Origin of the sequence: Bacteroides sp. NSJ-39, assembly GCF_014287315.1 — a bacterium.
Lineage (GTDB): Bacteria > Bacteroidota > Bacteroidia > Bacteroidales > Bacteroidaceae > Bacteroides > Bacteroides finegoldii.
Genome location: NZ_JACOOB010000003.1, coordinates 102,349 through 128,973, shown reverse-complemented (window position 1 = coordinate 128,973; position 26,625 = coordinate 102,349). Strand labels below are relative to the sequence as shown.

At 39.3% G+C, this 26,625-nt stretch carries 17 protein-coding genes; all 17 read left to right on the top strand.

What is annotated here, in order from left to right:
• Positions 1 to 28 precede the first annotated feature (28 nt).
• The 17 genes from pyk to H8S63_RS04985 all read left to right on the top strand — a co-directional run bounded on the left by pyk (position 29) and on the right by H8S63_RS04985 (position 26,621).
• Positions 29 to 1,486, top strand: a complete 1,458-nt coding sequence (gene pyk / locus H8S63_RS05065; protein ID WP_007747758.1) for a pyruvate kinase — start codon at positions 29 to 31, stop codon at positions 1,484 to 1,486.
• A gap of 8 nt (positions 1,487 to 1,494) precedes the next feature.
• On the top strand, positions 1,495 to 2,133 hold the full coding sequence (locus H8S63_RS05060; protein ID WP_007747759.1) for an O-methyltransferase: 639 nt from the start codon (positions 1,495 to 1,497) through the stop codon (positions 2,131 to 2,133).
• Positions 2,134 to 2,145: 12 nt separating this feature from the next.
• On the top strand, positions 2,146 to 2,478 hold the full coding sequence (gene rbfA, locus H8S63_RS05055; protein ID WP_007747761.1) for a 30S ribosome-binding factor RbfA: 333 nt from the start codon (positions 2,146 to 2,148) through the stop codon (positions 2,476 to 2,478).
• Positions 2,479 to 2,495: 17 nt separating this feature from the next.
• The gene (locus H8S63_RS05050) at positions 2,496 to 3,722 is read left to right on the top strand and encodes an FtsX-like permease family protein (RefSeq protein ID WP_186925918.1); all 1,227 of its coding nucleotides are present in this window, start codon (positions 2,496 to 2,498) and stop codon (positions 3,720 to 3,722) included.
• Between the two features lie 124 nt (positions 3,723 to 3,846).
• Positions 3,847 to 4,389 (top strand): RNA polymerase sigma factor, encoded by a 543-nt coding sequence (locus H8S63_RS05045; protein WP_007747763.1) that lies wholly within the window; start codon positions 3,847 to 3,849, stop codon positions 4,387 to 4,389.
• Positions 4,390 to 4,557: 168 nt separating this feature from the next.
• Complete coding sequence (locus tag H8S63_RS05040) at positions 4,558 to 5,667, top strand: FecR family protein (RefSeq protein WP_186925917.1); 1,110 nt, start codon at positions 4,558 to 4,560, stop codon at positions 5,665 to 5,667.
• A gap of 154 nt (positions 5,668 to 5,821) precedes the next feature.
• Entirely contained in the window at positions 5,822 to 9,211 is a 3,390-nt protein-coding gene (locus H8S63_RS05035; protein ID WP_186925916.1) for a TonB-dependent receptor, read from the top strand.
• Positions 9,212 to 9,222: 11 nt separating this feature from the next.
• Positions 9,223 to 11,169 (top strand): RagB/SusD family nutrient uptake outer membrane protein, encoded by a 1,947-nt coding sequence (locus tag H8S63_RS05030; protein ID WP_186925915.1) that lies wholly within the window; start codon positions 9,223 to 9,225, stop codon positions 11,167 to 11,169.
• 32 nt (positions 11,170 to 11,201) lie between these two features.
• Positions 11,202 to 12,842, top strand: a complete 1,641-nt coding sequence (locus tag H8S63_RS05025) for a SusE domain-containing protein (RefSeq protein ID WP_186925914.1) — start codon at positions 11,202 to 11,204, stop codon at positions 12,840 to 12,842.
• Positions 12,843 to 12,940: 98 nt separating this feature from the next.
• Positions 12,941 to 14,503 carry a DUF4832 domain-containing protein gene (locus H8S63_RS05020; protein ID WP_186925913.1) on the top strand — a complete coding sequence of 521 codons (1,563 nt, stop codon included), beginning with the start codon at positions 12,941 to 12,943 and terminating at the stop codon, positions 14,501 to 14,503.
• 11 nt (positions 14,504 to 14,514) lie between these two features.
• Positions 14,515 to 16,164, top strand: coding sequence for a DUF4832 domain-containing protein (locus tag H8S63_RS05015; RefSeq protein WP_186925912.1), 1,650 nt, complete (start codon positions 14,515 to 14,517; stop codon positions 16,162 to 16,164).
• A 50-nt stretch (positions 16,165 to 16,214) separates the two neighbouring features.
• Positions 16,215 to 18,422, top strand: a complete 2,208-nt coding sequence (locus H8S63_RS05010; protein ID WP_186925911.1) for a glycoside hydrolase family 3 N-terminal domain-containing protein — start codon at positions 16,215 to 16,217, stop codon at positions 18,420 to 18,422.
• 87 nt (positions 18,423 to 18,509) lie between these two features.
• Entirely contained in the window at positions 18,510 to 19,622 is a 1,113-nt protein-coding gene (locus H8S63_RS05005) for a glycoside hydrolase family 105 protein (protein WP_186925910.1), read from the top strand.
• A 230-nt stretch (positions 19,623 to 19,852) separates the two neighbouring features.
• Positions 19,853 to 20,395, top strand: a complete 543-nt coding sequence (locus H8S63_RS05000; RefSeq protein ID WP_007747785.1) for an RNA polymerase sigma factor — start codon at positions 19,853 to 19,855, stop codon at positions 20,393 to 20,395.
• 146 nt (positions 20,396 to 20,541) lie between these two features.
• Positions 20,542 to 21,468, top strand: coding sequence for a FecR family protein (locus H8S63_RS04995; RefSeq protein WP_007747787.1), 927 nt, complete (start codon positions 20,542 to 20,544; stop codon positions 21,466 to 21,468).
• 142 nt (positions 21,469 to 21,610) lie between these two features.
• Entirely contained in the window at positions 21,611 to 23,167 is a 1,557-nt protein-coding gene (locus H8S63_RS04990) for a DUF4832 domain-containing protein (protein WP_007747789.1), read from the top strand.
• Positions 23,168 to 23,231: 64 nt separating this feature from the next.
• Positions 23,232 to 26,621 (top strand): TonB-dependent receptor, encoded by a 3,390-nt coding sequence (locus H8S63_RS04985; RefSeq protein ID WP_186925909.1) that lies wholly within the window; start codon positions 23,232 to 23,234, stop codon positions 26,619 to 26,621.
• Positions 26,622 to 26,625: the final 4 nt, after the last annotated feature.

The following is a 26,625-nucleotide window of genomic DNA, read 5'->3' as shown; positions in this document are numbered from 1 at the left end:
TTATAATATATAAATAGGTAGAAAGACTATGTTATTGAAACAGACTAAAATTGTAGCTTCCATTTCGGATAGACGTTGTGATGTGGATTTTATCAAACAATTATTTGATGCCGGAATGAATGTGGTGCGTATGAATACTGCGCATGCCAGCCGTGAAGGTTTTGAAGCTTTGATTGCAAATGTGCGTGCGGTGTCCAACCGTATTGCGATTCTGATGGATACTAAAGGACCGGAGGTTCGCACGACTGCTAATGCGGAACCGATTCCATATAAGATAGGGGAGAAAGTGAAAATAGTTGGTAATCCGGAACTTGAAACGACCCGCGAATGTATTGCTGTCTCTTATCCCAATTTTGTGCATGACTTGAATATCGGTGGTACCATTCTGATTGATGATGGTGACCTGGAATTGGAGGTTATTGATAAGACTGCCGATTATCTGCTTTGTGAGGTGAAAAATGAAGCTACTTTAGGAAGCCGCAAGAGTGTGAATGTACCGGGTGTCCGTATCAATCTTCCTTCTTTGACGGAGAAAGACCGCAACAATATTCTTTATGCTATTGAAAAAGATATCGATTTTATAGCCCACTCTTTTGTGCGTAACCGTCAGGATGTGCTTGATATTCGTGAAATTCTGGATGCTCACAATAGCGATATCAGAATTATCGCTAAGATAGAAAATCAGGAGGGAGTGGATAATATCGACGAAATTCTGGAAGTGGCTGACGGCGTTATGGTTGCTCGTGGTGACTTAGGTATAGAAGTGCCTCAGGAACGTATTCCGGGTATTCAGCGTGTGTTGATTCGTAAATGTATTTTGGCTAAGAAACCGGTAATTGTTGCGACTCAGATGCTTCATACGATGATCAATAATCCTCGTCCGACTCGTGCGGAGGTTACGGATATTGCCAATGCTATCTATTATCGTACGGATGCTTTGATGTTGAGTGGGGAGACAGCTTATGGCAAGTATCCGGTAGAAGCTGTGAAAACGATGGCTAAGATTGCAGCTCAGGCTGAGAAGGATAAGTTGGAGGAAAACGATATTCGCATTCCTTTGGATGAAAATAGTAATGATGTTACGGCATTTCTTGCTAAACAAGCTGTTAAGGCTACATCTAAACTGAAAATACGTGCTATCATTACGGACAGTTACAGTGGACGTACTGCTCGTAATTTGGCTGCCTTCCGTGGTAAATATCCGGTATTGGCTATATGTTATAAGGAAAAGACCATGCGTCATCTGGCTCTTTCTTATGGAGTAGAGGCGATCTATATGCCGGAATTGGCAAATGGGCAGGAATACTATTTCGCTGCTTTACGCCGTCTGTTGAAGGAAGGTCGCTTGCAACCTTCCGACATGGTAGGATATTTGAGTAGTGGTAAAGAAGGTACGCAGACTTCATTCCTCGAAATCAATGTGGTGGAAGATGCTTTGAAGCATGCGGAAGAGACTGTTTTGCCGAATAATAACCGCTATTTGTAAAAAGCTATATGCAAGAGACTGAATCTATAGACGAATATATTTTGCAGCATATTGATCCCGAGAATGACTATCTGAAAGCACTCTATCGGGATACGCACGTAAAACTACTCCGTCCTCGTATGGCTTCCGGGCATTTGCAAGGGCGGATGTTGAAAATGTTTGTGGAAATGATTCGGCCTCGCCAGATATTGGAAATTGGAACGTATAGCGGGTATTCCGCCCTTTGCTTGGCTGAAGGGCTTCAGAAGGGCGGAATGTTACATACGTTTGAGATAAATGATGAGCAAGAAGATTTTACTCGTCCGTGGCTTGAGGAATCACCGTTTGCGGATAAAATCCGTTTTTATATAGGTGATGCGTTGAGTCTGGTTCCCGATTTGGGGATTATTTTTGATATGGCTTTTATAGATGGAGATAAACGCAAGTATATTGAATATTACGAAATGACGCTGGCGCATCTCTCACAAGGAGGATATATCATTGCCGATAATACATTGTGGGATGGTCATGTGTTGGAACAGCCTCGTAGTGCTGATACTCAGACGATCGGGATTAAGGCATTCAATGATTTCGTAGCAAAAGATGAGCGGGTGGAGAAAGTGATATTGCCCTTACGTGATGGGTTAACGATTATAAGAAAGAAATAAAGGAGTAGATTTATGGAAACAACTAGACAGAATAAGATATCTCGACTGTTGCAAAAAGAGCTTAGTGAGATATTTCTGCTTCAGACAAAAGCAATGCCGGGTGTTCTGGTATCTGTAAGTGCTGTTCGTATCAGCCCGGATATGAGTATAGCCCGTGTTTATCTTAGTGTCTTTCCGTCCGAGAAGGCAGAAGAAATAGTGAAGAATGTCAATGATAATATGAAGACCATTCGCTATGAGCTTGGAACCCGTGTACGCCATCAGTTACGTATTATTCCGGAACTGAAGTTTTTTGTGGATGATTCATTGGATTATATTGAGAAGATTGATTCTTTGCTGAAATGAAATAATTTGTTGCAGAGTTGAATTTTCCTTTTTATATAGCCCGGCGTTATCTTTTTTCGAAGAAGAAACATAATGCCATTAATATCATATCCGGCATTTCTGTGTGCGGAGTAGCTCTTGCTACGCTTGCATTGGTCTGCACGCTTTCTGTTTTTAATGGATTTCAGGATATGGTAGCCAGCTTTTTTACAGCATTCGACCCGCAATTAAAAATTACTGTTCGTGAGGGGAAAGTCTTTGATGGTCAGGACAAACGGATTGGCGTAGTTTGCCTGCTTCCTGAAGTAGATGTATTTACAGAAACTCTCGAAGAGAATGCGATGGTACAATATAAAGACCGTCAAGCTATGGTTGTTCTAAAGGGGGTAGAGGATAATTTTGAAGAATTGACAGCCATTGATAGTATTCTCTATGGAGCCGGTGATTTTCTTCTTCATGATTCTATTGTGAATTACGGTGTGATGGGGGTAGAGTTGGTGGCAACCTTGGGTACGGGACTTCAATTTGTTGATCCTCTTCAAGTGTATTTACCCAAACGGAATGCTAAAGTAAATATGGCAAATCCGGGTGCTTCCTTTAATCGTGATTATCTTTATTCTCCCGGAGTTGTCTTCGTTGTTAATCAGCAGGAATATGACGGAAAGTATATTCTTACCTCTCTTGATTTTCTTCGTCAACTGCTGGATTATACAACAGAGGTTTCCGCTATAGAATTGAAATTGAAGCCTGGTGCAAATGTTTCATCTGTACAAGCCAAAATTGAGAAAATACTAGGTAATGATTTTATCGTTCAGAACCGCTATCAGCAGCAAGCGGATGTTTTCCGTATCATGGAGATCGAGAAATTGATCTCTTATTTATTCCTTACTTTTATCTTGATGATTGCTTGCTTCAATGTAATCGGTTCTCTTTCTATGTTGATTTTGGACAAGAAGGATGATGTTGTAACATTACGTAGCTTAGGAGCGGATGATAAACTGATCTCCCGTATCTTTTTATTCGAAGGTCGTCTTATTTCTCTTTTCGGTGCCGTTTCCGGGATTGTTTTAGGGTTGCTTTTGTGTTTCATCCAACAGGAATTCGGAATTATCTCATTAGGTGGTGGCGGTGGTACTTTTGTTGTGGATGCCTATCCTGTGAGTGTTCACGCTTGGGATGTGCTACTTATCTTTGTGACGGTTCTAACGGTCGGCTTTCTTTCTGTATGGTATCCGGTGCGATATTTGAGTAAAAGACTTTTGTAATATTTATTGTATATACTTTTCTATAATTGATAACTTTTAATTCGATTTTTATTTTTATATTTCCTAATATACTACTATATTTGGCACAATTTTGTTAATTAGAAGTAATCTGTAAAACACTTCCGTGAAACTTGAAAGTAATGACATAGACAGAATTGTAAACAGTGATGAAGCGGCTTTTTGCCGTTTTATGGAATATTATTCCTCACGTTTATATCACTATGTTTATGCTTTGATTGGCCAAAAGGAGCCATCTGAAGAGGTTGTAAGTGATGTTTTCTTTGAAGTTTGGAAAAATAGAAGAACTTTGGCTGGCATAGAAAATATGAATGCTTGGATACAAACAATAACCTATCGGAAGGCTCTTTCTTATCTGAGAAAAGAGAAGGGAAAGGCAGATTTATTGCTTGATGATATAGGAGATTTTATATTTGCCCCAATCCAATCACCGGATGAGGCTATGATTAGCAGAGAAGAAATGGAGAAAATAAACAATGCTATTCAACAGTTACCACCGAAATGTAAACATGTTTTTTTCTTGGCAAAAATAGAAGGCCTACCTTATAAAGATATTGCGGCATTATTAGATATATCCGTGAAGACTATAAATAATCATATAGCTTTTGCATTGGAAGAAATTGCTAAGAAACTAAATATTCGCTTTTGAGAATAATATTTTTATTCTTGCCTTATTTATTTGATTATCAATAGATTATTCGTGAGGCAAATCTGTTTTATATATTTTTTTATATGAAATGAGAAAAAAGTTCATTTTTAACTAGGAGATTCTTTTTTTAATTGCGTCTTTAATTATAGAACAACATTAAAAAAGATTATGAACTTGAAAGAATACTTTCGCCTTGCAAATTTATTTGGTAAGTTGAATTCTCAGGAAAAACTTGAGGATGATTTTACCACTATGCCTGAAGGTGAGACGCTGAGGTTCTTTTGGGAAAGCTGCGAACAAGAGAAAATTGATGCTTCTTCCATTATAGAGAGAACTCGTATGAAAATACAAAAAAGCGAAAAGAAGCGCAAACGGAACTATTTGTTGATAACTTCCGCTTCTATTGCTGCTTCTATTCTGATTTGTATATCAACTATTTATTTTATGAATCTAGAAACTGTTGTTGATTTAGACTTACAAGCTATTGCAGAAGGTCTAGATAGCCAGTCTGTTGATGAAGTAACTCTGATAACTGCTAAAGAACAATTGAACTTAGATGAAGATGCCTTTATTAAGTATTCAAAGGAAGGAAAAGTTGCGGTTAATTCTCAGGTTATTAAAGAAGAAAAGGTAAAAGATGAACAAGAATATAATCAGTTGATTGTTCCCTCAGGTAAGAGGGCTAGAATAGAGCTGTCAGATGGGACTCGTCTAGTGGTAAACTCCCAGTCTAAAGTTGTTTATCCTCGTCGTTTTAAAGGTGACATTCGTAAGATATATACTCAAGGGGAAGTTTTTCTAGAGGTTGCTCATGATAAGAAACATCCTTTTATTGTTGAATCTGAGGATTTTAAATTACGGGTACTTGGTACAAAGTTTAATATTTCCAATTATCGGGGAAGTGCGACCAATATTGTATTGGTAGAAGGATCAGTAGAAGTAACTGATAAGAATGAGAAGAAGGCACAATTGGCTCCACATGATTTATTGAATATAGCAGGAGGTTTAATTGTCTGTCAGAAGCAAGTGGATGTAGCTGAATATATTAGTTGGATAGATGGAATTATGCTGTTGAATGGCAATACTTTATCGCAGATTATTCAGAAGCTAAGCATTTATTATGGTGTATCCATACAATGTGATCCATTGGTAGGTAGTGAGAAGGTCTATGGAAAACTAGATTTGAAAGATGATATAGATGAGGTGATTGAATGTATTCAGCAAACATTGCCATTTACGATAGAAAAAAGAGATACTAGTATATACTTGAATAAATAATAACTTTTTAATTAATCTTTTAAATATGCTTGCCTATGAGGAACAGATTATCATCATGACACAAAAAATCGGATAAATATTGCCGTATTTACCCGATAGTAATTCCTTAGTTAAATCAATAAATCCAAAATTGTTAACCTAAAAAGAAATTTTTATGGTAAAGAAAAGTATTTTTTTACACTTACAAAAAAGACTTAAGCTTTTTTGTATTATAAACGTCTTTTTTATGATTCCTAGTTCTTCGTTCGGTACTAATTCTATCCGATGGAATTCCGAAGAAGATTTGTTCTCGGTACAATATGAGAATACCACAGTTAAAGATATCTTAGATTATATCGAAAAACATAGTAAGTACATTTTTATTTATTCAGCGAATGTTCAAAAAAATCTGAATAATAAAGTCTCCATTTCAGTTTCCAATAAGAAAATAGATGCTGTGTTGAAAGAATTGTTTTCAGAGACAGGGCTGAATTATAAGATGTCGGGAAGGCAAATTACGATTTCGGTCCCAGAAGCTCCTAAAGTGCAGCAAACTGCACAGCAAAAGGGTATTAAGGTAACAGGTAACGTATCAGATGAAAAAGGAGAGCCGCTAATTGGTGTAACAATCATTTTGAAGAATGATTCTACAGTGCATTCATTAACGGATATGAATGGTAATTATAGCATTATGGTTCCTACGAGAAAGTCAGTACTTTCTTTCCGTTATATTGGCTTTGTGCCTAAAGAGGAAATTGTTGATAACCGAAAGGTTGTTAATGTACAAATGGTAGAGGATGTAGGCCAATTGGATGAGGTGGTGGTAGTAGCTTATGGTGCACAAAAGAAAGAATCTGTAGTAGGGTCTATTACCACAATTGAACCGGCAAAATTGAAAGTGTCTACTAGTCGTTCATTGAGTAATAATTTGGCTGGTACAGTTGCCGGTGTATTAGCTGTTCAACGTTCTGGTGAGCCGGGATATGATAACTCTTCTTTCTGGATTCGTGGTATTAGTACATTTCAGGATGCCGGACAAAACCCATTGGTTTTGATTGATGGTATAGAACGTGATTTGAATAATATTGATCCTGAAGAAATAGAATCTTTTTCTGTGTTGAAAGATGCTGCTGCAAGTGCTGTTTATGGAGTACGGGGAGCTAATGGCGTTATTTTAATTAATACGAAACGTGGACAAGTTGGTAAACCTCGTGTGACTGTAAAGGCTGAATTTGCCGCTACACAACCGGTTAAACTTCCCGAGTATTTGGGTGCGGCGGATTATATGCAGGTTTTAGATGATATCTTGATTGATACAGGGCAACAACCTAAATATACGGATCGCATTGCAAAAACCCGTTCAGGTTATGATCCGGATTTATATCCAGACGTGAATTGGATGGATGCAATTACAAATGATTATGCTTCGAATCAGCGTGTAACAGTCGATATATCTGGTGGCACAGAGACATTACGTTATTCTTTTGTTGCTGCTGCGTATAATGAACGTGGTATTTTGAAACGTGATAAAAGCTATGATTGGGATCCTACTATTAAATTGCAACGTTATAATGTGCGTTCGAATGTGGATCTGAAATTAAGTCCAACTACGCAATTGCGTTTTAATATTGGTGGATATTTGCAAGATAGAAATTCTACAACGAAAGATATATCTCAAATTTTTCAGAAAGCGTTTGTTGCTGTTCCGCATGCTTTCCCTGCACAGTATTCTAGTGGACAGATTCCGGCAACAGAAGAACCAAATGTTTGGGCATGGGCTACTCAAAGTGGATATAAAAGAAAAAGCGACAGTAAGATCGAAACATTGTTTTCGGTAGAACAAGATTTGAAATTTTTGCTTCCTGGATTGAAACTAAAAGGAACATTCTCATTTGATAGGTTTTCTTCAGGTACAGTTTCTCGTGGGAAGACACCAGATTATTATGTACCTGCAACTGGACGTGATGATGAAGGTAATTTGATTATAGCATCAAAATCCAATGGTACAAATTTCTTGGACTATTCAAAAAGTGGTGACTATGGGAACAAGAGTGTATATATGGAAGCTACTCTATCTTACGATCGCACATTTGCTGATAAACATGCTGTTGCTGCAATGTTGTTGTTTAATCGTCGTAATTATGATGATGGAAGTAAGTTGCCATATCGTAATCAGGGATTGGCTGGACGTGCATCTTATACCTATGCAGGTAAATATGTAGGTGAATTTAATTTTGGTTATAATGGTTCTGAAAATTTTGCTAGAGGTAAGCGCTATGGTTTTTTTCCTTCAGGAGCCATTGGTTGGATTGTATCGGAAGAGGCATTTATGCAACCATTGCGTAAAGTCATATCTAAATTGAAATTACGTGCATCCTATGGTCAGGTAGGTAATGCTAATTTAGGTGGACGCCGTTTTGCATACCTCTCTACAATTACCGATGACTATGAGACATTAAACATGTATAAATGGGGATTGGATAGCAGTTATGGCTTAACTGGTATGGCAGAAGGCGAGTTTGCAGTACAAGATTTGACATGGGAGATTGTTAATAAGATGAATTTGGGGGTTGAGCTAGGTTTCCTGAATGGTATGATTGATTTGCAATTAGACTATTTCGATGAACGCCGTAAAGATATATTTATGCCACGTGAGTCTGTTCCAATGACAGCTGGATTTATGAAGCAGCCTTGGAAGAATTTTGGAAAAGTGACTAATCAGGGTGTAGAAGTTTCTTTAAATGTTAATAAACAGTTTGGCAAGGATTTATTTGTCAGCTTAATGGGAACATTTACCTATGCTCATAATGAAATAACAGAAAAGGATGAACCTAGTGCGGTAGTTGGTACTAACCGTGCTGAAACAGGACATCCGGTAGGACAATTAACCGGCTATATAGCAGAAGGTTTGTTTACGGCAGACGACTTTGAAGACGTAAGTACAGGTAAACTGAAAGAAGGAATTCCGACTCAAAGTTTTGTAGGTAAATTACGTCCGGGGGATATCAGATACAGAGATGTCAATGGTGATGGTAAAGTAGATGTATTTGATAAATCTCCAATTGGAGGAACAAAAGATCCGGAGATAGTATATGGCTTTGGACTGAATATGAAATACAAGGATCTAGATTTTGGAGCTCTTTTTCAAGGAATAGGCCGTAGTTGGAATATATTAGGATCAAGCATTATTCCGGGTGCCAATAGAGGAGTGACAGGCAATATGTTTACTAATGCAAATGATCGTTGGACTGTAGACAATCCAAGTCAGGATGTATTTTATCCACGTTTGGATGATGGTATAAATAGTAATAATAACCAACCATCTACGTGGTGGCTGCGGAATATGAGTTTTTTACGTTTAAAAAACATTGAACTTGGTTATTCTTTGCCAAAGAATTTGTGGAGAAATACTACAGTAATATCAGGCATTCGTTTTTTTGTGAGAGGAACAAATCTTTTAACATTTTCAAAATTTGATTTGTGGGATCCGGAAGTAGAAAATAATACGGGGGCTGCATATCCGATTATGAAATCGTTATCTGCAGGTTTTGAAATTAAATTCTAATAGTAGCGCATATGAAAAATAGCATATTAAAATTTATAGCATTAAGTATTATTACAATATTTGTCTTTTCTTCTTGTTCTGATTATTTGGATAAGCAACCTGACGATCAGTTGGACTTAGAATCAGTATTTGAGAATAAAAAGAATATGGAACGTTGGCTGGCATATATTTATCGCGGCCTACCAGAATATTATACCTATGATGGTCCAGATGCCATAGCTGATGAATTGATTCCTTCGGTTGGTTGGGAAGCACAAGGATTTAAAGCCATTCAGTATCAAAAAGGTAACTGGACGGCAGACAGTCCTGGAGTAATTACTTATTGGAATAATTATCCAAAATATATCCGCTCTGCTTATTTGTTTATTAAACATGCTCATCCACTAGAGGCTGTACCGGCTGAAGAAGTAGACTTTATGAAAGCAGAATGTCGTTTCTTTATAGCTTATTATAATTCAATGATGGCTATAGCTTATGGTGCAGTCCCTATTATTCGCGAGGCTAGTGAGAGTACTTCGGCTGATGATTTGATGTTGAAACAAGAGCCTTTTTATGATGTAATTGATTGGGCAGATCAGGAAATGTTAGAAGCTTCAAAACAATTACCCGCCACTCAAACTGAAGATAAGAAATATGGTCGTGTAACTTCTGTCGGATGCTTGGCAATGCGTGCGCGTATGTTATTATTTGCTGCCAGTGACTTGGTGAATGGTAATCCTGCATTGGCGAATATAAAAAACATTGATGGAACCCCTATCTTTAATTCTGTACATGATCCGGAACGATGGAAAAGGGCAGTAGATGCTTGTAAACTGGTTATCGATGAGGCGGAAGCCGCTGGCTATCATTTGCATTATGAATATTTGGATAATGGTGATATTGATCCTTTCCTTTCTTATCAGAATGCAGTGATGAAGAGATGGAACGAAGCCAACAGAGAGTTATTGTTTGTTCGTACAATGGATTCCGGTGGATGGTATGATAAGAACTGTATCCCACGAGGTTTGGGTATTAATGGAGTGGGAGCGATCGGAATAACCCAATCTTTGGTTGATGCTTTTTTTATGAGAAACGGGCAGAGACCTATTTTAGGTTATAATTCGGATGGTTCTCCTAAAATTAATCCTGATGCTGATTATTCAGAGACAGGCTTTAGTACACAAAAAGAAACCTATTCTACAAAATGGGAGTATGGGTCTTCCGAAGGAGACCGTAATAAAGATGAGAATGTAGTTGTAGATGCTAATACATATAAAATGTATTGTGGCCGGGAGCCTCGCTTTTATATTTCAGTATTGCATAATGAACAATGGCATATTGGAGGTAAGAGAAATACTGATTTTTATATGGATGGTAAAGACGGTGGCCCTTCTCATGATGCCCCATGGAGTGGCTATCTGGTACGTAAGAGGGTAGATCCATCTGCAAATCCCAAAGAAGGCAGTGGAGATTATAAAAATCGTCATGGTGCACTATGTCGTTTGGCAGAAATCTATTTAAGTTATGCTGAGGCGTTGAATGAATATAGCATTGAGAAGGGGACTTATACTGCTAATCAAAATGAGATTTTGAAATATGTCAATTTGATTCGTGAGCGTGCGGGTATTCCCGAATATAGTGTTTCAGCTGAAGAAGGCAAGATAACAGCCCCATCAGATCCTGTAGAAATGCGCGAGTTAATTCGTCAAGAAAGGCGTGTGGAATTGAATTGTGAATCTGGACTTCGTTTTAATGATCTGCGTCGCTGGAAATTAGCCGAGAAAGTATTGGATGGTGATTTTTATGGCATGAATGCTTATATTAAAGTATCCGATGCGGACTATAGAAATAAATATTATACTCGTACAGTATATCAGACACGTAAATTTATAAGCTATTGGTGGCCTATTCCACAGGACGATATTGATAAGAATTGGAATTTGGTACAAACTCCTGACTGGACCGTCGGGAACCAATAAATAGTTATAATATTAATACATTGAATATAGATATGAAAAACGGATATATATTTAAGAAGAACCTTTTACGGTTCTTCTTCCTGACACTCGCTTCGTGTTTCATAGTAGCATGCAATGATGATGACGATGCTACTAATTCGCTCGACAATCGTACAAGTTTAGTTCTTACTCCTTCTGATTATGAAATAGAACTCAAGGAAGATACCCCAGATGAGGTTGCATTGACGTTAAACTGGACGGAAGCTGACCCAATAGGCTCTGACTATTATATTTCCTATCTTTATAAAATGGATCTGGAAAATAACAGTTTTGGAACAAACACAATGATAAGGGAGTATATTGATGATGATTTTTCTAAAAGTTATACTCATAAAGAATTGCAGAGTTTATTGGTGTCAAAGTGGAAGCAGCAGCCTGGTGATTTAGTAAAGTTACAAGCCCGTATTATCGGTTCTGTAGAAGGGCCTAAGTTTGTAAAACCGGAAGTTTCTACAGTTACTATAAAAGTAAAGATGTATTCTGAAAAGACTTTTGTAGCAGACCATCTTTATATGTCAGGCACAGCTGTTGATGGTGAAGATCTTGAAATCTTGCCAATGGAAAGTCAGCCGAAGCGTTATGTTTCCATTTGTGACTTGAAGGCAGGTAATCTTCACTTCCCGATTGTTTGGAAAGATGAAAATAAGATTAATGCCATCTCACCAGTTGCTGCAGAACAACAGATTACTGATGGAGCAATGGAAGCTAAAATTAAGGGGATAGATAATGCTGGATATTGGGTGATTCCTGAAGATGGGCGGTATCGTGTAGTGGTAGATTTTGAAACACGTACCGTTACTATAGGTTTGGCTAGTAATTTTATAGAAGCTGATAAAATCTATATTGCCGGAACTTGTGTTAGCGCAGATGTAGAGATGACTCGCACGATAGAAGATGAAAATCAATATGCGTTCCATGCAGAACTGCAACCAGGTACTATTTATTTCCCGATCTTGTTTAATGGACAGAAAGATATGGCTATTGCTCCGGAAGAATCAGGCGATTTTACAGATGGTACAGCAATGAATATCTCGACAATGAGTCCGGAAACAGCTGCGCTTGGTTATCATTGGAATATTAAGATTGCGGGTGTCTATCGTATTGTGATTAACATAAATACTAAAAAGGTTACGATTTACTCCCCCGAAACAGATCCTAAACCAATGGTTGTTTCGTGGACATGGAACAATAATACGGTGACTACCACTATTGAAAGAGTCTTTATTTGGGGACCATACGATGGATGGGCTAAAGATGGCACTGGTGATACAGGATTCACTATGGCTCATTCTATGACACCTAGTTTGGCAAATCCTTATTTGTTTATATACAAAGGAGCGGAGTTACCCAGAAAGAATTCCATTAAAGACAAAGATGGAAATGCACATCCGGGTGGATTGAACTTTAAAGTCGGACCGCAAAGTGCAGGTTGCTATACCTTTGGCTCAACAGCAGATGCCATCAGAGGATCTTATGACGGTTGCCTTGATATTGCAGAGAGTGACTACAATCAGAAACAGACTGTAGTCGGAGGGCAATCTCACAACCGCTATGCCTTCTTTAGTGTACCTGTAGGAGTTAATTACATAGAATTAGATATTAAAGAACTGACAGTCTTCTTTGATAAGAGATAATCAAGCAGGATAAAATTAAGAGTGCTATATCAATCTCGTGATTTTTATATGAATAAAGAGAACAATGATATAGCACTCTTTAAAAAACAATTAGTAGTATGGTTATAAGAAAGATTAGTTATTATAGAGTAATTGTGTCTCTTTGTCTGTTTATGTTCCTTTTATCTCCTGTTTTCGGAGACGAGAATTCAGCCGTTTCATTTGATAAGGAACTACCGGAGAATAACATAGTTACGATTCAGCCTGATTCTTTGCGTATTCTTCATAACCCGCTTACAGGATGGGTGCTCTATGCAAGTATGGGAGTGGATGCTGCGGATTTTTGGGCACAGTATGACCATATGTATATTCCTGAATTAGGACACAATGTTAGTGTGACAGATTATGCTCATACGCTTTATATTCGCGCTAGTTGGACAGATTTTAATCCACAGGAAGATGTATATGGTTGGAAATTTGATTCTAATTTAAGAGCATATATTGAAGGAGCTTATCAGCGGAATATGCGTTTGGCATTTCGTGTTGTAGTTGACAGTCGTGATAAGAGAACAGAATTTACTCCTCAATTTGTAAAAGATGCCGGTGCAAAAGGATTTATGAATAAAGGTAAATGGTCACCTTATTCTGACGATTCAGTTTTTCAGAAGTACTATACTAAATTTGTGAAGGCCCTGGCTAAAGATTTCAACGATCCTTCGAAAGTTGAATTTATAGATGGATTCGGACTTGGGAAATGGGGAGAATATCATACAATGATTTATTCAACAGGTGATGATACTCCAAAGAAAGCAGTTTTCGATTGGGTGACAGATATATATTCTCAAGCTTTTGATAAAGTTCCAGTAGTAATTAACTACCATAGATGGATTGGTGCGGGAAAAGATTGGGTAGATGATGAACATTTTGCTGCTGACAGTGAAGAAATGTTGGAAGAAGCAATCAAGAAAGGATATTCATTGCGTCATGATGCATTTGGCATGACAACCTATTATGGCAGTTGGGAGCGTAGGTTCGCAAAAAAATATCGTAATATCTGCCCCATTATTATGGAAGGTGGCTGGATTGTCAAATCACATAGTTATTGGCAGGATCCTAGAGGATATCGCAAGGATTCACACGAGGACGTAAGACGCGGTGAGTTTGATGACAGCAAAGAGGCACATGTCAATATGATGGATTTCCGTTTTGGTGATACAGAGTCCTGGTTTAAAGATGCTTTTGATTTAGTACGCCGATTCCTTCGGGAAGGGGGGTATAGGCTCTATCCCAGTGAAATCTCTTTGCCGCTAGAAGTCTCTAAAAAAACAACTCCGACTATTAAACATTGCTGGAACAATTTGGGATGGGGGTACTGTCCTACTAATATTCCGCAATGGAACCAAAAATATAAAGTAGCTTTCGCTTTGCTCGATTCTGAAACGAATGAGGTGCGATATACATTTGTGGATACGAATACTGATTTATCGAAGTGGATAAAAGGAAGTCCCGCTGAATATGTATTTGAGCCGGATATGTCCAAAGTTGAAACGGGTATTTATGTTTGGGCTGTGGGCTTGGTTGACCGGAGTAATAAAGATCTCATAGGGCTGGATATTGCCGCCAAAGGGGATATATTGGATTCGGGCTGGTTAAAATTGTCGAAAGTAAGTATAAAAAAATAAGAGCTATAGGTATGAAGATTAATTTTCAAAATATGTGCAGTTTGAGAAAAATAAGTTGTGGGCTTATTTTTTCTATGGCTATATCATTAGTCGCTTGCGGCAGTGATAATGATGAAGAAGGAGGTGATAATGGTAATGATGGTTTGGTAGAAGATACTTCTATTCCTGGAAACAGCATTGTCACGGTAAAGCAGAATCGAAATATCATTTTGCATAATCCTCTTTCCGGATGGGTATTATATGCGGGTATTGGTGATGGTTTATCTTCCACATTCTGGCAGGATTATGATAATTTTCCGTCATCGGAAGGCACCGTAAAGGTCTCTGATTATGCAAATACCTTATACCTTCGTGGTGCCTGGGCTGATTTTAATCCTGAAGAAGGAAAATATGCATGGAACTCCGATTGTGATACCCCTTCGGCTAAGCGACTGAAGATGTTGATAGAGGGAGCTAAGCAAAGAAATATGAAATTGGCCTTTACTTTTGTGGTGGATAGCCGTGATAAGCACTATAATTTTACTCCGAATTTTGTAAAAGAGGCTGGCGCGAAAGGATATGAGACACAAACAGGTTCAGTAAAAGTATGGTCTCCCTATCCGGATGATCCTATTTTCCAGAAATATTATGAGAAATTTATCAGGGCTTTGGCTAAGGATTTTAATGATCCCGACAAAGTACAGTTTGTAAGTGGTTCAGGATTTGGAAAATGGGGAGAGTATCATAGTGTATGGTACTATCAGGTGCGTGAGTTGGGAAAACCGGAGCTGCCGACTCGTGAGGCTGTTTTCGATTGGGTGACAGATTTATATTCTCAAGTATTTGATAAAGTTCCTGTGTTTGTAAATTATCATCGTTGGATAGGTACAAGTAAAGAATGGGACGGCAATAACTATGATAAAGATACTGAAAGATTAATAGGAAAAGCAGTAGCTAAAGGATATTCATTACGTCACGATGCGTTTGGTATGAAAACTTATTATTCTACTTGGGAACGCAATTTTATAGCCAAGTGGAAGTATCTCGTTCCTGTAGTAATGGAAGGCGGCTGGGTGAAAAATTCTCACGGAAACTCGATTCAGGGAGATGGATATGCCAATTATGCAGAAGTACGTCAAGGTGAGTTTGATGAGGCTAAAATTGCATGTGTTAATATGATGGATTTACGTTATAATTCGGACTTGTATAATGGAGAAACTTATTCATGGTTTAATGAAGCTTTCCATTTGGTTAAACAGTTTAGTACAGAAGGAAGCTACCGTTTGTTTCCTGATAGGATTTCTTTACCTACAACCGTTTCTAATGGTAAGCAGATTGAAATAGCACATCGTTGGAATAATTCTGGTTGGGGATATTGTCCAACGAATATTCCCCAGTGGAAGAATAAATATAAAGTAGCTTTTGCTTTATTGGATGTTAAGGATGATAAACCAGAGTATGTATTTGTTGATGGAGAACCGGAAGCTTGTGATTGGGTGAAAGGTACGGCTAAATCCTATATGTTTACAACTCAGATTAAAGGTGTGAGGGCTGGTAAATACATGTGGGCTGTTGGTATTGTTGACACAACTAAACAGAATGAAATTGGAATTCGTCTTGCTGTGAAAAATAATGTAACATCTGCTGGATGGTTGAAGTTATTTGAGGTTTCCGTACGATAAGTTTAAAATCAATTGAAAAATAAAAATGATAACTAATCGATGAAACCATAATGAAAAGAAAAGTATTAATTTTCGGTTTATGCTTGTTGGAAGTAACATATGCCCTTTCGGCAAAAGATAAAAAAAGTATTCCTTTGTATAAGGATGCCAAAGTACCGATTGAAAAACGGGTTGATGATTTGTTGTCACGCATGACTTTGGAAGAGAAAATTCTGCAACTGAATCAATATACCATGGGGCGGAATAACAATGTGAATAATATAGGAGAAGAGGTTAAAAAAGTTCCGGCGGAAATTGGTTCGTTGATTTATTACGATACCAATCCTACTTTGCGTAATAATGTGCAAAAGAAGGCTATGGAAGAATCTCGTTTGGGCATTCCTATTATTTTTGGTTACGATGCCATTCACGGATTTCGTACTGTGTATCCTATTTCTCTGGGACAGGCTTGCTCTTGGAATCCTGAACTGGTAGAAAAAGCGTGTGCAGTTACTGCGCAAGAAGCCCGTATGTCGGGGGTGGACTGGACATTTTCACCGATGATTGACGTAGCGCGCGATCCCCGCTGGGGACGTGTTGCCGAAGGATACGGTGAAGACCCGTATACGAATGGGGTATTTGCTGCTGCATCGGTGCGTGGTTATCAAGGAGATGATATGTCTGCCGAAGACCGTATAGCGGCTTGTTTGAAACATTATATCGGTTATGGCGCTTCCGAAGCCGGACGTGATTATGTTTATACCGAGATCTCTAGACAAACTCTTTGGGATACTTATCTGCTCCCTTATGAAATGGGCGTGAAAGCGGGTGCAGCGACTCTGATGAGTTCTTTTAATGATATCAGTGGTATCCCTGGATCTGCCAATCACTATACGATGACGGAAATTCTGAAAGAACGTTGGGGACACGATGGCTTTATCGTTTCCGATTGGGGAGCAATCGAGCAACTGAAAAATCAGGGACTGGCAGCTAATAAAAAAGAGGCAGCAGTGTATGCCTTCAATGCAGGTCTTGAGATGGATATGATGTCTCATGCTTACGACCGCCATATGAAAGAGTTAGTTGAAGAAGGAAAAATAATGATGGCTCAAGTGGATGAATCAGTCCGCCGTGTTTTGCGAGTGAAATTCCGTTTAGGTTTGTTTGAACGTCCCTATACTCCGGTTACAAGTGAGAAAGAACGTTTTTTCCGTCCGCAAAGCATGGATATTGCCGCCCAGCTTGCGGCTGAATCCATGGTATTATTGAAAAATGAGAATCAGATATTACCACTGACAGATAAAAAGAAGATTGCCGTAGTAGGACCCATGGCAAAAAATGGATGGGACTTGTTAGGTTCCTGGTGTGGACATGGGAAAGATACGGATGTAGCAATGCTCTATAACGGACTGGCAACCGAGTTTGTGGGAAAAGCTGAACTGCGTTATGCGTTAGGTTGTAGAACACAAGGGGATAATCGAAAAGGTTTTGAAGAAGCATTAGAAGCGGCCCGTTGGTCTGATGTCGTTGTTCTTTGTCTGGGCGAAATGATGACTTGGAGTGGTGAGAATGCTTCTCGTTCCTCTATTGCATTGCCCCAAATTCAGGAAGAACTGGCAAAAGAGCTGAAGAAAGTCGGCAAACCTATCGTGCTAGTATTGGTGAATGGACGCCCGTTGGAATTGAACCGGTTGGAACCGATTTCGGATGCTATATTGGAAATTTGGCAGCCGGGTGTGAATGGTGCGCTTCCAATGGCTGGAATATTGTCTGGACGTATCAATCCTTCCGGTAAACTGGCTATGACTTTCCCTTATTCAAATGGGCAGATTCCTATCTATTATAATCGTCGTAAAAGCGGACGTGGTCATCAAGGATTCTATAAAGATATAACAAGTGATCCTTTGTATCCTTTCGGGCACGGTCTGAGCTATACTGAATTCAAGTATGGCGTTGTTACTCTTTCCGCTTCTAAAGTAAAGCGCGGCGAGAAATTGTCGGCCGAGGTGACTGTTACTAATACGGGGAAACGTGATGGTTTGGAAACGGTACATTGGTTCATCTCCGATCCATATTGCTCAATTACACGTCCTGTAAAAGAGTTGAAGTATTTTGAAAAACAATCTATCAAAGCCGGAGAAACGAAAATCTTCCGTTTCGACATAGATTTGGAACGTGATTTGGGTTTTGTAGACGGAAATGGAAAACGTTTTCTGGAAGCTGGAGAGTACTATATTCAGGTAAAAGACCAGAAAGTGAAGATAGAATTAACGGATTAATTTGAATCTTTTACAGGCTCGGTTGTCAACCGGTTAAGAAAAATACAGTTGATTTGAATTGCCTAGTGATCAATAAATGAATATATAATGAAGAAAATACTTTTACTAGGAGTGTTTCTGTTATGTGTAACTTTTATACAAGCAACAGAAGTTCCTTTTCAAAAAGCAGAAATTAAGTCTATCATGCGAAAGGTGGCGGATTGGCAGATTGCCAATCCACACCCCGCTCCTGAACATGACGACTTGAACTGGCCGCAAGGCGCTCTTTATGTCGGCATGGTGGATTGGGCGGAATTAGCTGAAAAAGAAGACAATGATGATACATATTATAAGTGGCTGACTCGTATCGGGCAGCGGAATTGTTGGCAGCCGGACAAACGGTTTTATCATGCTGATGACATCGCTGTTTCACAGTCCTTTTTGGATTTATACCGCAAGTACAAAGATGAAGCGATGATTATCCCTACGCTCGCCCGTACGGAATGGATTGTCAATCATCCCTCTGAAGGCAGTTTCAAGCTGGTGGAGGGAGACTTAAAGACCTTGGAACGTTGGACTTGGTGTGACGCTCTCTTTATGGCTCCCCCTGTATATGCCAAATTGTATATGCTGACCGGAGAGAAAAAGTATATCAAATTTATGAATCGTGAGTATAAAGCGACTTATGATTACTTGTTCGATAAAGAAGAAAATTTGTTCTACCGTGACTGGCGTTATTTTGATAAGCGCGAAGCCAATGGCAAGAAAGTCTTTTGGGGACGTGGCAACGGTTGGGTGCTTGGTGGTCTGGTTGAAATATTAAAGGAACTGCCCAAGAAAGATAAGAACCGCAAATTCTATACGGAATTGTTTGTAAAACTGGCTACCCGTGTTGCCGGATTGCAGCATCCGGACGGTTTCTGGCATGCCAGTCTCTTGGATCCTGCCTCTTATCCATCACCAGAAACAAGTTGTACTACTTTCATTGTCTATTCCATTGCTTATGGAATAAACGAAGGTTTATTGAATAAGGAAACCTATCTTCCAGTGTTGGTAAAAGGTTGGAAGGCATTAGTCTCGGCTGTGGAACCGAATGGGAAATTGGGTTATGTGCAGCAAATCGGTGCTGACCCGAAGAAAGTGACTCGTGACATGACGGAGGTTTATGGAGTTGGTGCTTTTTTGATGGCGGGCAATGAAATTTACAAAATGGTGAGATAATCTGTTCCCTTATATATAGAGAGATAGAGAGGGAGGCCAAAAATAGAATATCTGCTTTATACAGTTCCGATTGTAACTGTTGAGTATAGAAGGGCTATATCAAGCTTCGTTTCAAAGCAATGATATGGCTTCTTCTATTATTGATAAAGAACGTTAATATTATATAGCTCTACCTATATGATATACAAGAATTCTGCGCCTATAAATATATAAAATAGTAATCTAATTAAATGGAAGACTTGGAAAGAGAACTTTTGTTGATTTCCAAAGGGGATGAGCTAGCTTTTAATAGTTTCATGAACCGATATTCAAAGAAGTTATACTACCACGCCTTTGGTATCCTTAGTAATAAGGAAATGGCTGAAGAAGTGGTAGGCGATGTTTTCTTTGAAGTGTGGAAACTACGTAAGACGCTTTTAGAAATAGCCAGTATATTGAGTTGGCTGAATACGATTGTATATCGTAAGTCAATCTCTTATTTGCGCAAGGAGGCAAAGGGTAATCAAGAGATATCTTTTGAGGAGCTTCAAGATTTCTCTTTTCCTGATATGCAAACTCCAATGGATGATATGCTTTCGCGCGAAGAACTCCAATGCTTGAATGAAGCGATCAATAGTTTGCCGCCCAAGTGCAAGCATGTATTCTTTTTGGCTAAACTGGAACAAATGCCTTATGCGGAAATTGCGCGTATGTTGCAAATCTCGCTACCTACGGTGAATTATCATATAGGATATGCTATGAATGCTTTGAGAAAGAGACTTGTGGACGGGTGATTTAGAAAAAGAAAGCACTAAAAGAAAAAAATAGAATTTCAACCTATAGATAAATCTAACATTTGCGTCTTTATAAATAGAAGGGAACTTCTCATGAGAAGATTATAAAAAGGAAAGAGATATTGAAAGGATAAAAAGATTTGAAGATGGATAAAGATATTAATGATTATACATATGGGGATTTACAGGGTGACATCAAGTTGAAGTCATTTATAGAACACAGTACCCCGGCCGAGATAGATATCTCCGGCATTAAGAAAAAAGCTTTTTTGAAAATGCATCAACATGAACGTAAATCTAGGCAGCGACGCGTTTTGATGTATATTGGCTCAGTAGCTGCTACGCTGCTTTTTTTAATAGGTATAAAATATATAATTACAGAGGATGCGATGGGCGGTTTGTCCCGCATGGAAGTTACAGAATTGATGGCTGACTCATATGACGAAGAGGTGGAAGTGCCTGTTGGAGAAAAGATGACACTGATGTTGGTCGATGGTACAAAAATCGTAGCCAACTCGCGGACAATTGTACGCTACCCCAAACGTTTTGATGGCGATTGCCGTGAAGTATATGTGAAAGGTGAGGCTTACTTCGATGTGGCACATGATGCAGAGCATCCGTTTTTGGTTCATTCGGATAATTTCAGAGTGAAAGTACTTGGAACAAGATTTAATGTGAACAACTACGATACTTCGGATTCGCAAGTAGTATTAGTTCAAGGCTCGGTAGAACTAAAAACGACAAACAATGATCGGGTTCGTATGAAACCGAATGAAATGGTGAATTTGCAGGAGGGTGGTTTCGCTGAAAAGCGGTTAGTAAATACCGACGAATATACTTGTTGGATGCAGGGTATGATTAGCCTGACCGGTGAAAGTGTAGAGTCTGTCACCCAACGACTCAGTCATTATTATGGAGTGACGATTCTGCCTGATGATAAGATATCGGTTAATAAACTTTATGGCAAGCTGATACTTGGTAATCGTGTGAAAGAAGTTTTGCAAACCATTGAAACCATGACGCAAACCCGTATGAAAGTTCATGGTGATACGATCTACTTAGTGAAGAAGTAACTGCTTTTGTAGTTAGTTGTACTGAATGAAATAATTACATAAGAACTTATTATCAAAATTTATAATGCCTTTATAGCAAGGAGAGGAGGTTTATACGCTTTTTCGTAAGGAGAAGCTATGCTTTTTAATACCATTGAAGAATATGAAAAAATACACTTTGTTACGTACATTTATGCTTTTTATAGCAGCTCTGATACTCTGTGGATGGTTTTCGATACATACACAAGCAGCTATAACTAAAGGAGTGAAGGCGCCTGAACAAACAGTATGTTTTGAGCCTGATACTACTTCTGTACTCAAAAATCCCCTTACGGGTTGGGTAATGTACTTGGGACGTGCATGGGATGAAAACTTTTGGCAGACCCAACGCTATGATGCTATGCCCGTAAATGGTGGGGATTCCACTGTTCGTGTGAGCGATTACGCCGGTACATGTTATATTCGCATCAATTGGAATATGCTTGAAAGTAAAGAGGGAAAGTATGTATGGAACGATCCGGACTCACGTATCTATAAATTGCTTGCTTCGGTGCGTGAACGTGGAATGCGTTTGGCTTTCCGTATTAATGTAGACAGCCGCGACCAGGGACAGAATACACCTCTTTATGTAAAGGAAGCCGGTGCGAAGGGTTTTCAGGATCCTAATAATTCCCAAATATGGTCGCCTTATCCCGACGATGCCGTATTCCAACAGAAATACGAAAAATTCCTTCAAGCCTTTGCCGTTGCTTTTGACGACCCTGATAAAGTGGATTTTATTGATGCCTATGGTCTTGGTAAATGGGGGGAAGCACACGGTGTGAAATATAATGATTATTCAAAAAAAGAAGAAGTATTCGAATGGATTACCGATGTTTATACAAAAGCTTTCAAACGTGTACCGTTAGTGATAAACTACCATCGCTTGGTGGGGGATACTATTAGTTGGGCAAAACCACACCCTGATAGCAAACGGTTACTCGAAAGGGCTATAGCCAAAGGATATATCATCCGTCACGATGCTTTCGGCATGACCGGTTATTATGAACAATGGGAGAAAGATTTTGCCCGTGCTTACCGCTATCGTCTACCCATTATTATGGAGGGTGGATGGATTACCGGAGCACACCATCGTTACTGGATTGATCCCAGCGGCAAGTATCGCGAAGGGCATTCGGAAGATGTGCGTTTGGGTGAGTATGAAGAAAGCCGTAATGCTCATGTCAATATGATGGATCTTCGTACAGGAGATGAAGTAGCTTCATGGTTTAATACTTCTTTCGATTTGGTAAATCGTTTCGTACGTGAGGGAGGATATCGTCTCTATCCTACTAAGGTGAGTTTCGTGAATAAGGCTCGTCAAGGTGAACTGGTGAGTATGCAGCACAATTGGCGTAATTTGGGTTGGGGATACTGTCCTACCAACATTCCTCAGTGGAAAGGAAAATATAAAGTCTGTATCGCTTTGATGGATACCGGTCATAGCATTGTGAAAAAGCAGATTGCAGAGGAGGCTGATCTCTCTGCCTGGGTGCAGGGCTGTGATGGTCATTACACCACAAATATCAGTCTGGAGGGTCTTCAAAAAGGAAGTTATACGTGGCTCATTGGACTGGTTGATACTACCAAGGCATACCAACCGGGTTTGAAGATGGCAGTTGACAAGAATCTTCTTTTCGATGGATGGTGTAAAGTCGGTACGCTCGAAATCGGAAAGTGACTGGTGCACGGTGCATTCATCGCAAATCATTATACAATAAATACTAATTATTAATCTTAATATTATGAATCGGAAAACAATCGTAACTAAGGTGGCAAGCTTTGCAAAGGCTTTCTGTTTGGCAGGACTGCTATCTGTCCCCGTCTATTCTAGTGCGTCGACTGTTTCATTCGAGAAGCTAAATGGAATATATATTCTTAAAGCTGAAAATTCGACAGTGAAACAAGTGTTCGACTATATCGAGAAGCATAGCAAATATGTTTTTGTTTATGACCAATCGGTCAAAGAGCGTCTTGAATATAAGGTAAATATTGAATTGCAAGGAAAGTCAATTGACACCATCTTGGCGGAGGTGTGTCGGCTGGCTAATTTGAAGTATTACATTCAGAACCGTCAGGTAACTATCACTGTTAATTCTTCCCCAAAGCCTACTACTAAGGTAAAAAAAACAAAGCATATTTCAGGGCAGGTAGTTGATGTTACTGAACTTCCGATGATTGGTGCTACGGTTCGTGTGAAGGGTAGTGATGTGGCCACCATCACCGATCTTGATGGCAAATTTCAGATAGATGTTCATGAAGGTAGCGAACTGCTCATCAGCTATGTCGGTTATATGGATAAAATAGTACGGATAGATAGCAAGAATATGTATGCTGTCGTTATGGAAGAAGCTAGTAAGACACTTAATGAAGTGGTGGTTATCGGTTACGGTGCTGTGAAAAAGAAAGACCTCACTGGAGCGGTGGCGGCTGTGAAAGGGGAAGAGTTAGTAAACAAACGTACAGCCATGCTTTCCAATGCCTTGCAGGGATCACTTTCGGGAGTGATGGTGACACGTAATAGTTCGGCTCCCGGTTCGGGTGCCGCCTCTATCCGTGTGCGTGGTATTACTACGATGGGTGAATCGAGTCCGTTGGTGATAGTAGACGGTGTGCAAAGTTCGCTCGACTATGTGAATTCTAATGATGTAGAGAGTATTTCGGTATTGAAAGATGCTGCGGCTGCTAGTATTTATGGTTCAAAAGCTGCTGCTGGCGTTATCCTTGTTACCACTAAGCGCGGTAACGATAGTGGTAAAATCAATCTGAAGTACAATGCCGAATTTGGTTGGGAAATTCCTACCAAACAACCCGGTATGGTAGGAGTTACCCGCTACCTGGAAATGAGTAACGAATTGAAGTACAACGATAACCCTACCGGTGGCTTTTTTCAGGAATATACGGCCGATCAGACAAAGAATTGGGTAAAGTATAATGCTGTCGATCCTAATAATTATCCTATTACTGACTGGACTGATTTGATTTTGAAGTCGAGTGCTCCCCGCATGACTCACACTCTTTCCGTATCGGGTGGTAACAAAACGGTAAAGTCGGTAGCTACTCTTTCGTATGATGAGGTGGACGGGCTTTACGATGGTCGTGGATTTCAGCGTTATATGTTTCGTTCGAACAACGACTTTAATATCAACGATAAACTCAGTGCTCAAATAGACGTAAATATCCGTCATGCTAAGAGTAGTACTAAAAATTATGATCCTTTCGATACCATGCGTAAGATGCCTGCCATCTATCCCGCTACGTGGGACGATGGTCGTCTGGCTTCGGGTAAGAGTGGTTCAAATCCCTACGGACTGCTTGTGGCTGGTGGTAATTCAGTTGCTCACAGTACTCAGGTGGCTGGTAAAGGTTCGCTCACTTTCAAACCTGTCAAAGGGTTAAGTATCTCGGGTATCGTATCTCCTTTTATTAATTATCAAAAGAAAAAAGCATTTAAAAATTCGTGTGGATATACTTTAGCGGATGATCCCGAAACATTTGGCGGTTATTTTGACTCCGGTAGCACTTGGACTACCAATTCGCTTACGGAAACCCGTAAGGATGATTATCATGTCACTAGTCAGGTTATTGCTAATTACATGGGAACGTTCGGCAGTCATGATCTCACTGTGATGGCGGGTTTTGAGAACTACTATATGAAAGATGAAGAACTGACTGCAGCACGTGATAAATACGAACTTACCGGTTATCCTTATCTCAATATTGGTTCAGAAGACTTTCAGACTAATAGCGGTAAAGGTTCTGAATATACTTCAAATTCTGTTTTCGGTCGTGTTATCTATTCGTATGCTGATCGTTACTTGTTTCAGGCTAATATACGTCACGATGGTAGTTCGCGTTTTGCTAAAGGTTATCGTTGGGGTACCTTTCCTTCATTCTCGGCAGGTTGGGTAATGAGTGAAGAGAAGTTTATGAAAAGTCTTAATTGGGACTGGCTTTCATTCTTGAAGTTGCGCGGCTCATGGGGTATACTGGGTAATGAACGTATTGGTGACGATTACTTTCCTTATATAGCTCTGATGAGTTTTGGCAATTCGTTATTTTATATGGCTGACGGAAGTGTTGTTTCTGATAAAACAGCTCGTCCCGCTATATTGGCTGTAGAAGATATTACTTGGGAAACCACTACTAGCACAGACTTTGGTTTGGATGCAAATTTCTTCAATAATCGTTTGCAGTTCCACTTTGACTATTATTGGAAACAAACTAAGGATATGTTACTGAAAATTGAGATCCCCTACTTCATGGGATACAATAACCCTAATACAAATGCGGGTAAAATGTCTACTCATGGTTATGATATTGAACTGGCATGGAATGATCGGATAGGCGACCTCCAATATGGAGTGAATGTAAATTTCTCGGATTTCCTTTCAAAGATTGATTATATGAATGATGGTGAGCAAATCAGCAATGGTAAAATTAAGCGCGCCGGCGTTCTTTTCAATGAATATTATGGTTATGTATGTGATGGCATTTATCAGACCCAGGAGGAAGTGAATAACTCAGCCCGTACGAGTACAACCGTTACGGTAGGTGATTTGAAGTATCGAGACATCAGCGGTCCGGATGGCGTACCTGATGGTATAATCAGTCCTGAGTATGACCGTGTACCTTTAGGTAATTCGTTGCCCCGTTTCCAATATGGTGGCACATTCAATGCTTCTTACAAAGGCATTGACTTCAGTATTGCTTTTCAAGGCATCGGCAAGCAAAATTCATATCTTTCTACTGCCATGGTGCAGCCACTACGTGATAATTATGGGAGCGTTCCGTCTATTATCGAAGGTAAATATTGGAGTCCTTTTAATACAGCAGAAGAGAATTTGTCAGCTAGGTATCCCCGTCTTTCGAATGTATCGAAAAGTAATAACTATGCTACGTCTAACTTTTGGATGTTTAACGGCTCATATTTCCGTTTGAAGAATCTCACATTGGGTTATACTCTTCCTGAAACATGGACACAAAAAGCGGGTATAGACCGTGTCCGCTTTTATATAAGTGGTAGTGATCTTTTCTGTTTGAGTAATTTCCCTGATGGGTGGGACCCTGAAATGGGTGCCTCATCTTATCCGATTACAACTTCTTTAGTAATGGGTTTGCAAGTTAACTTTTAAATAA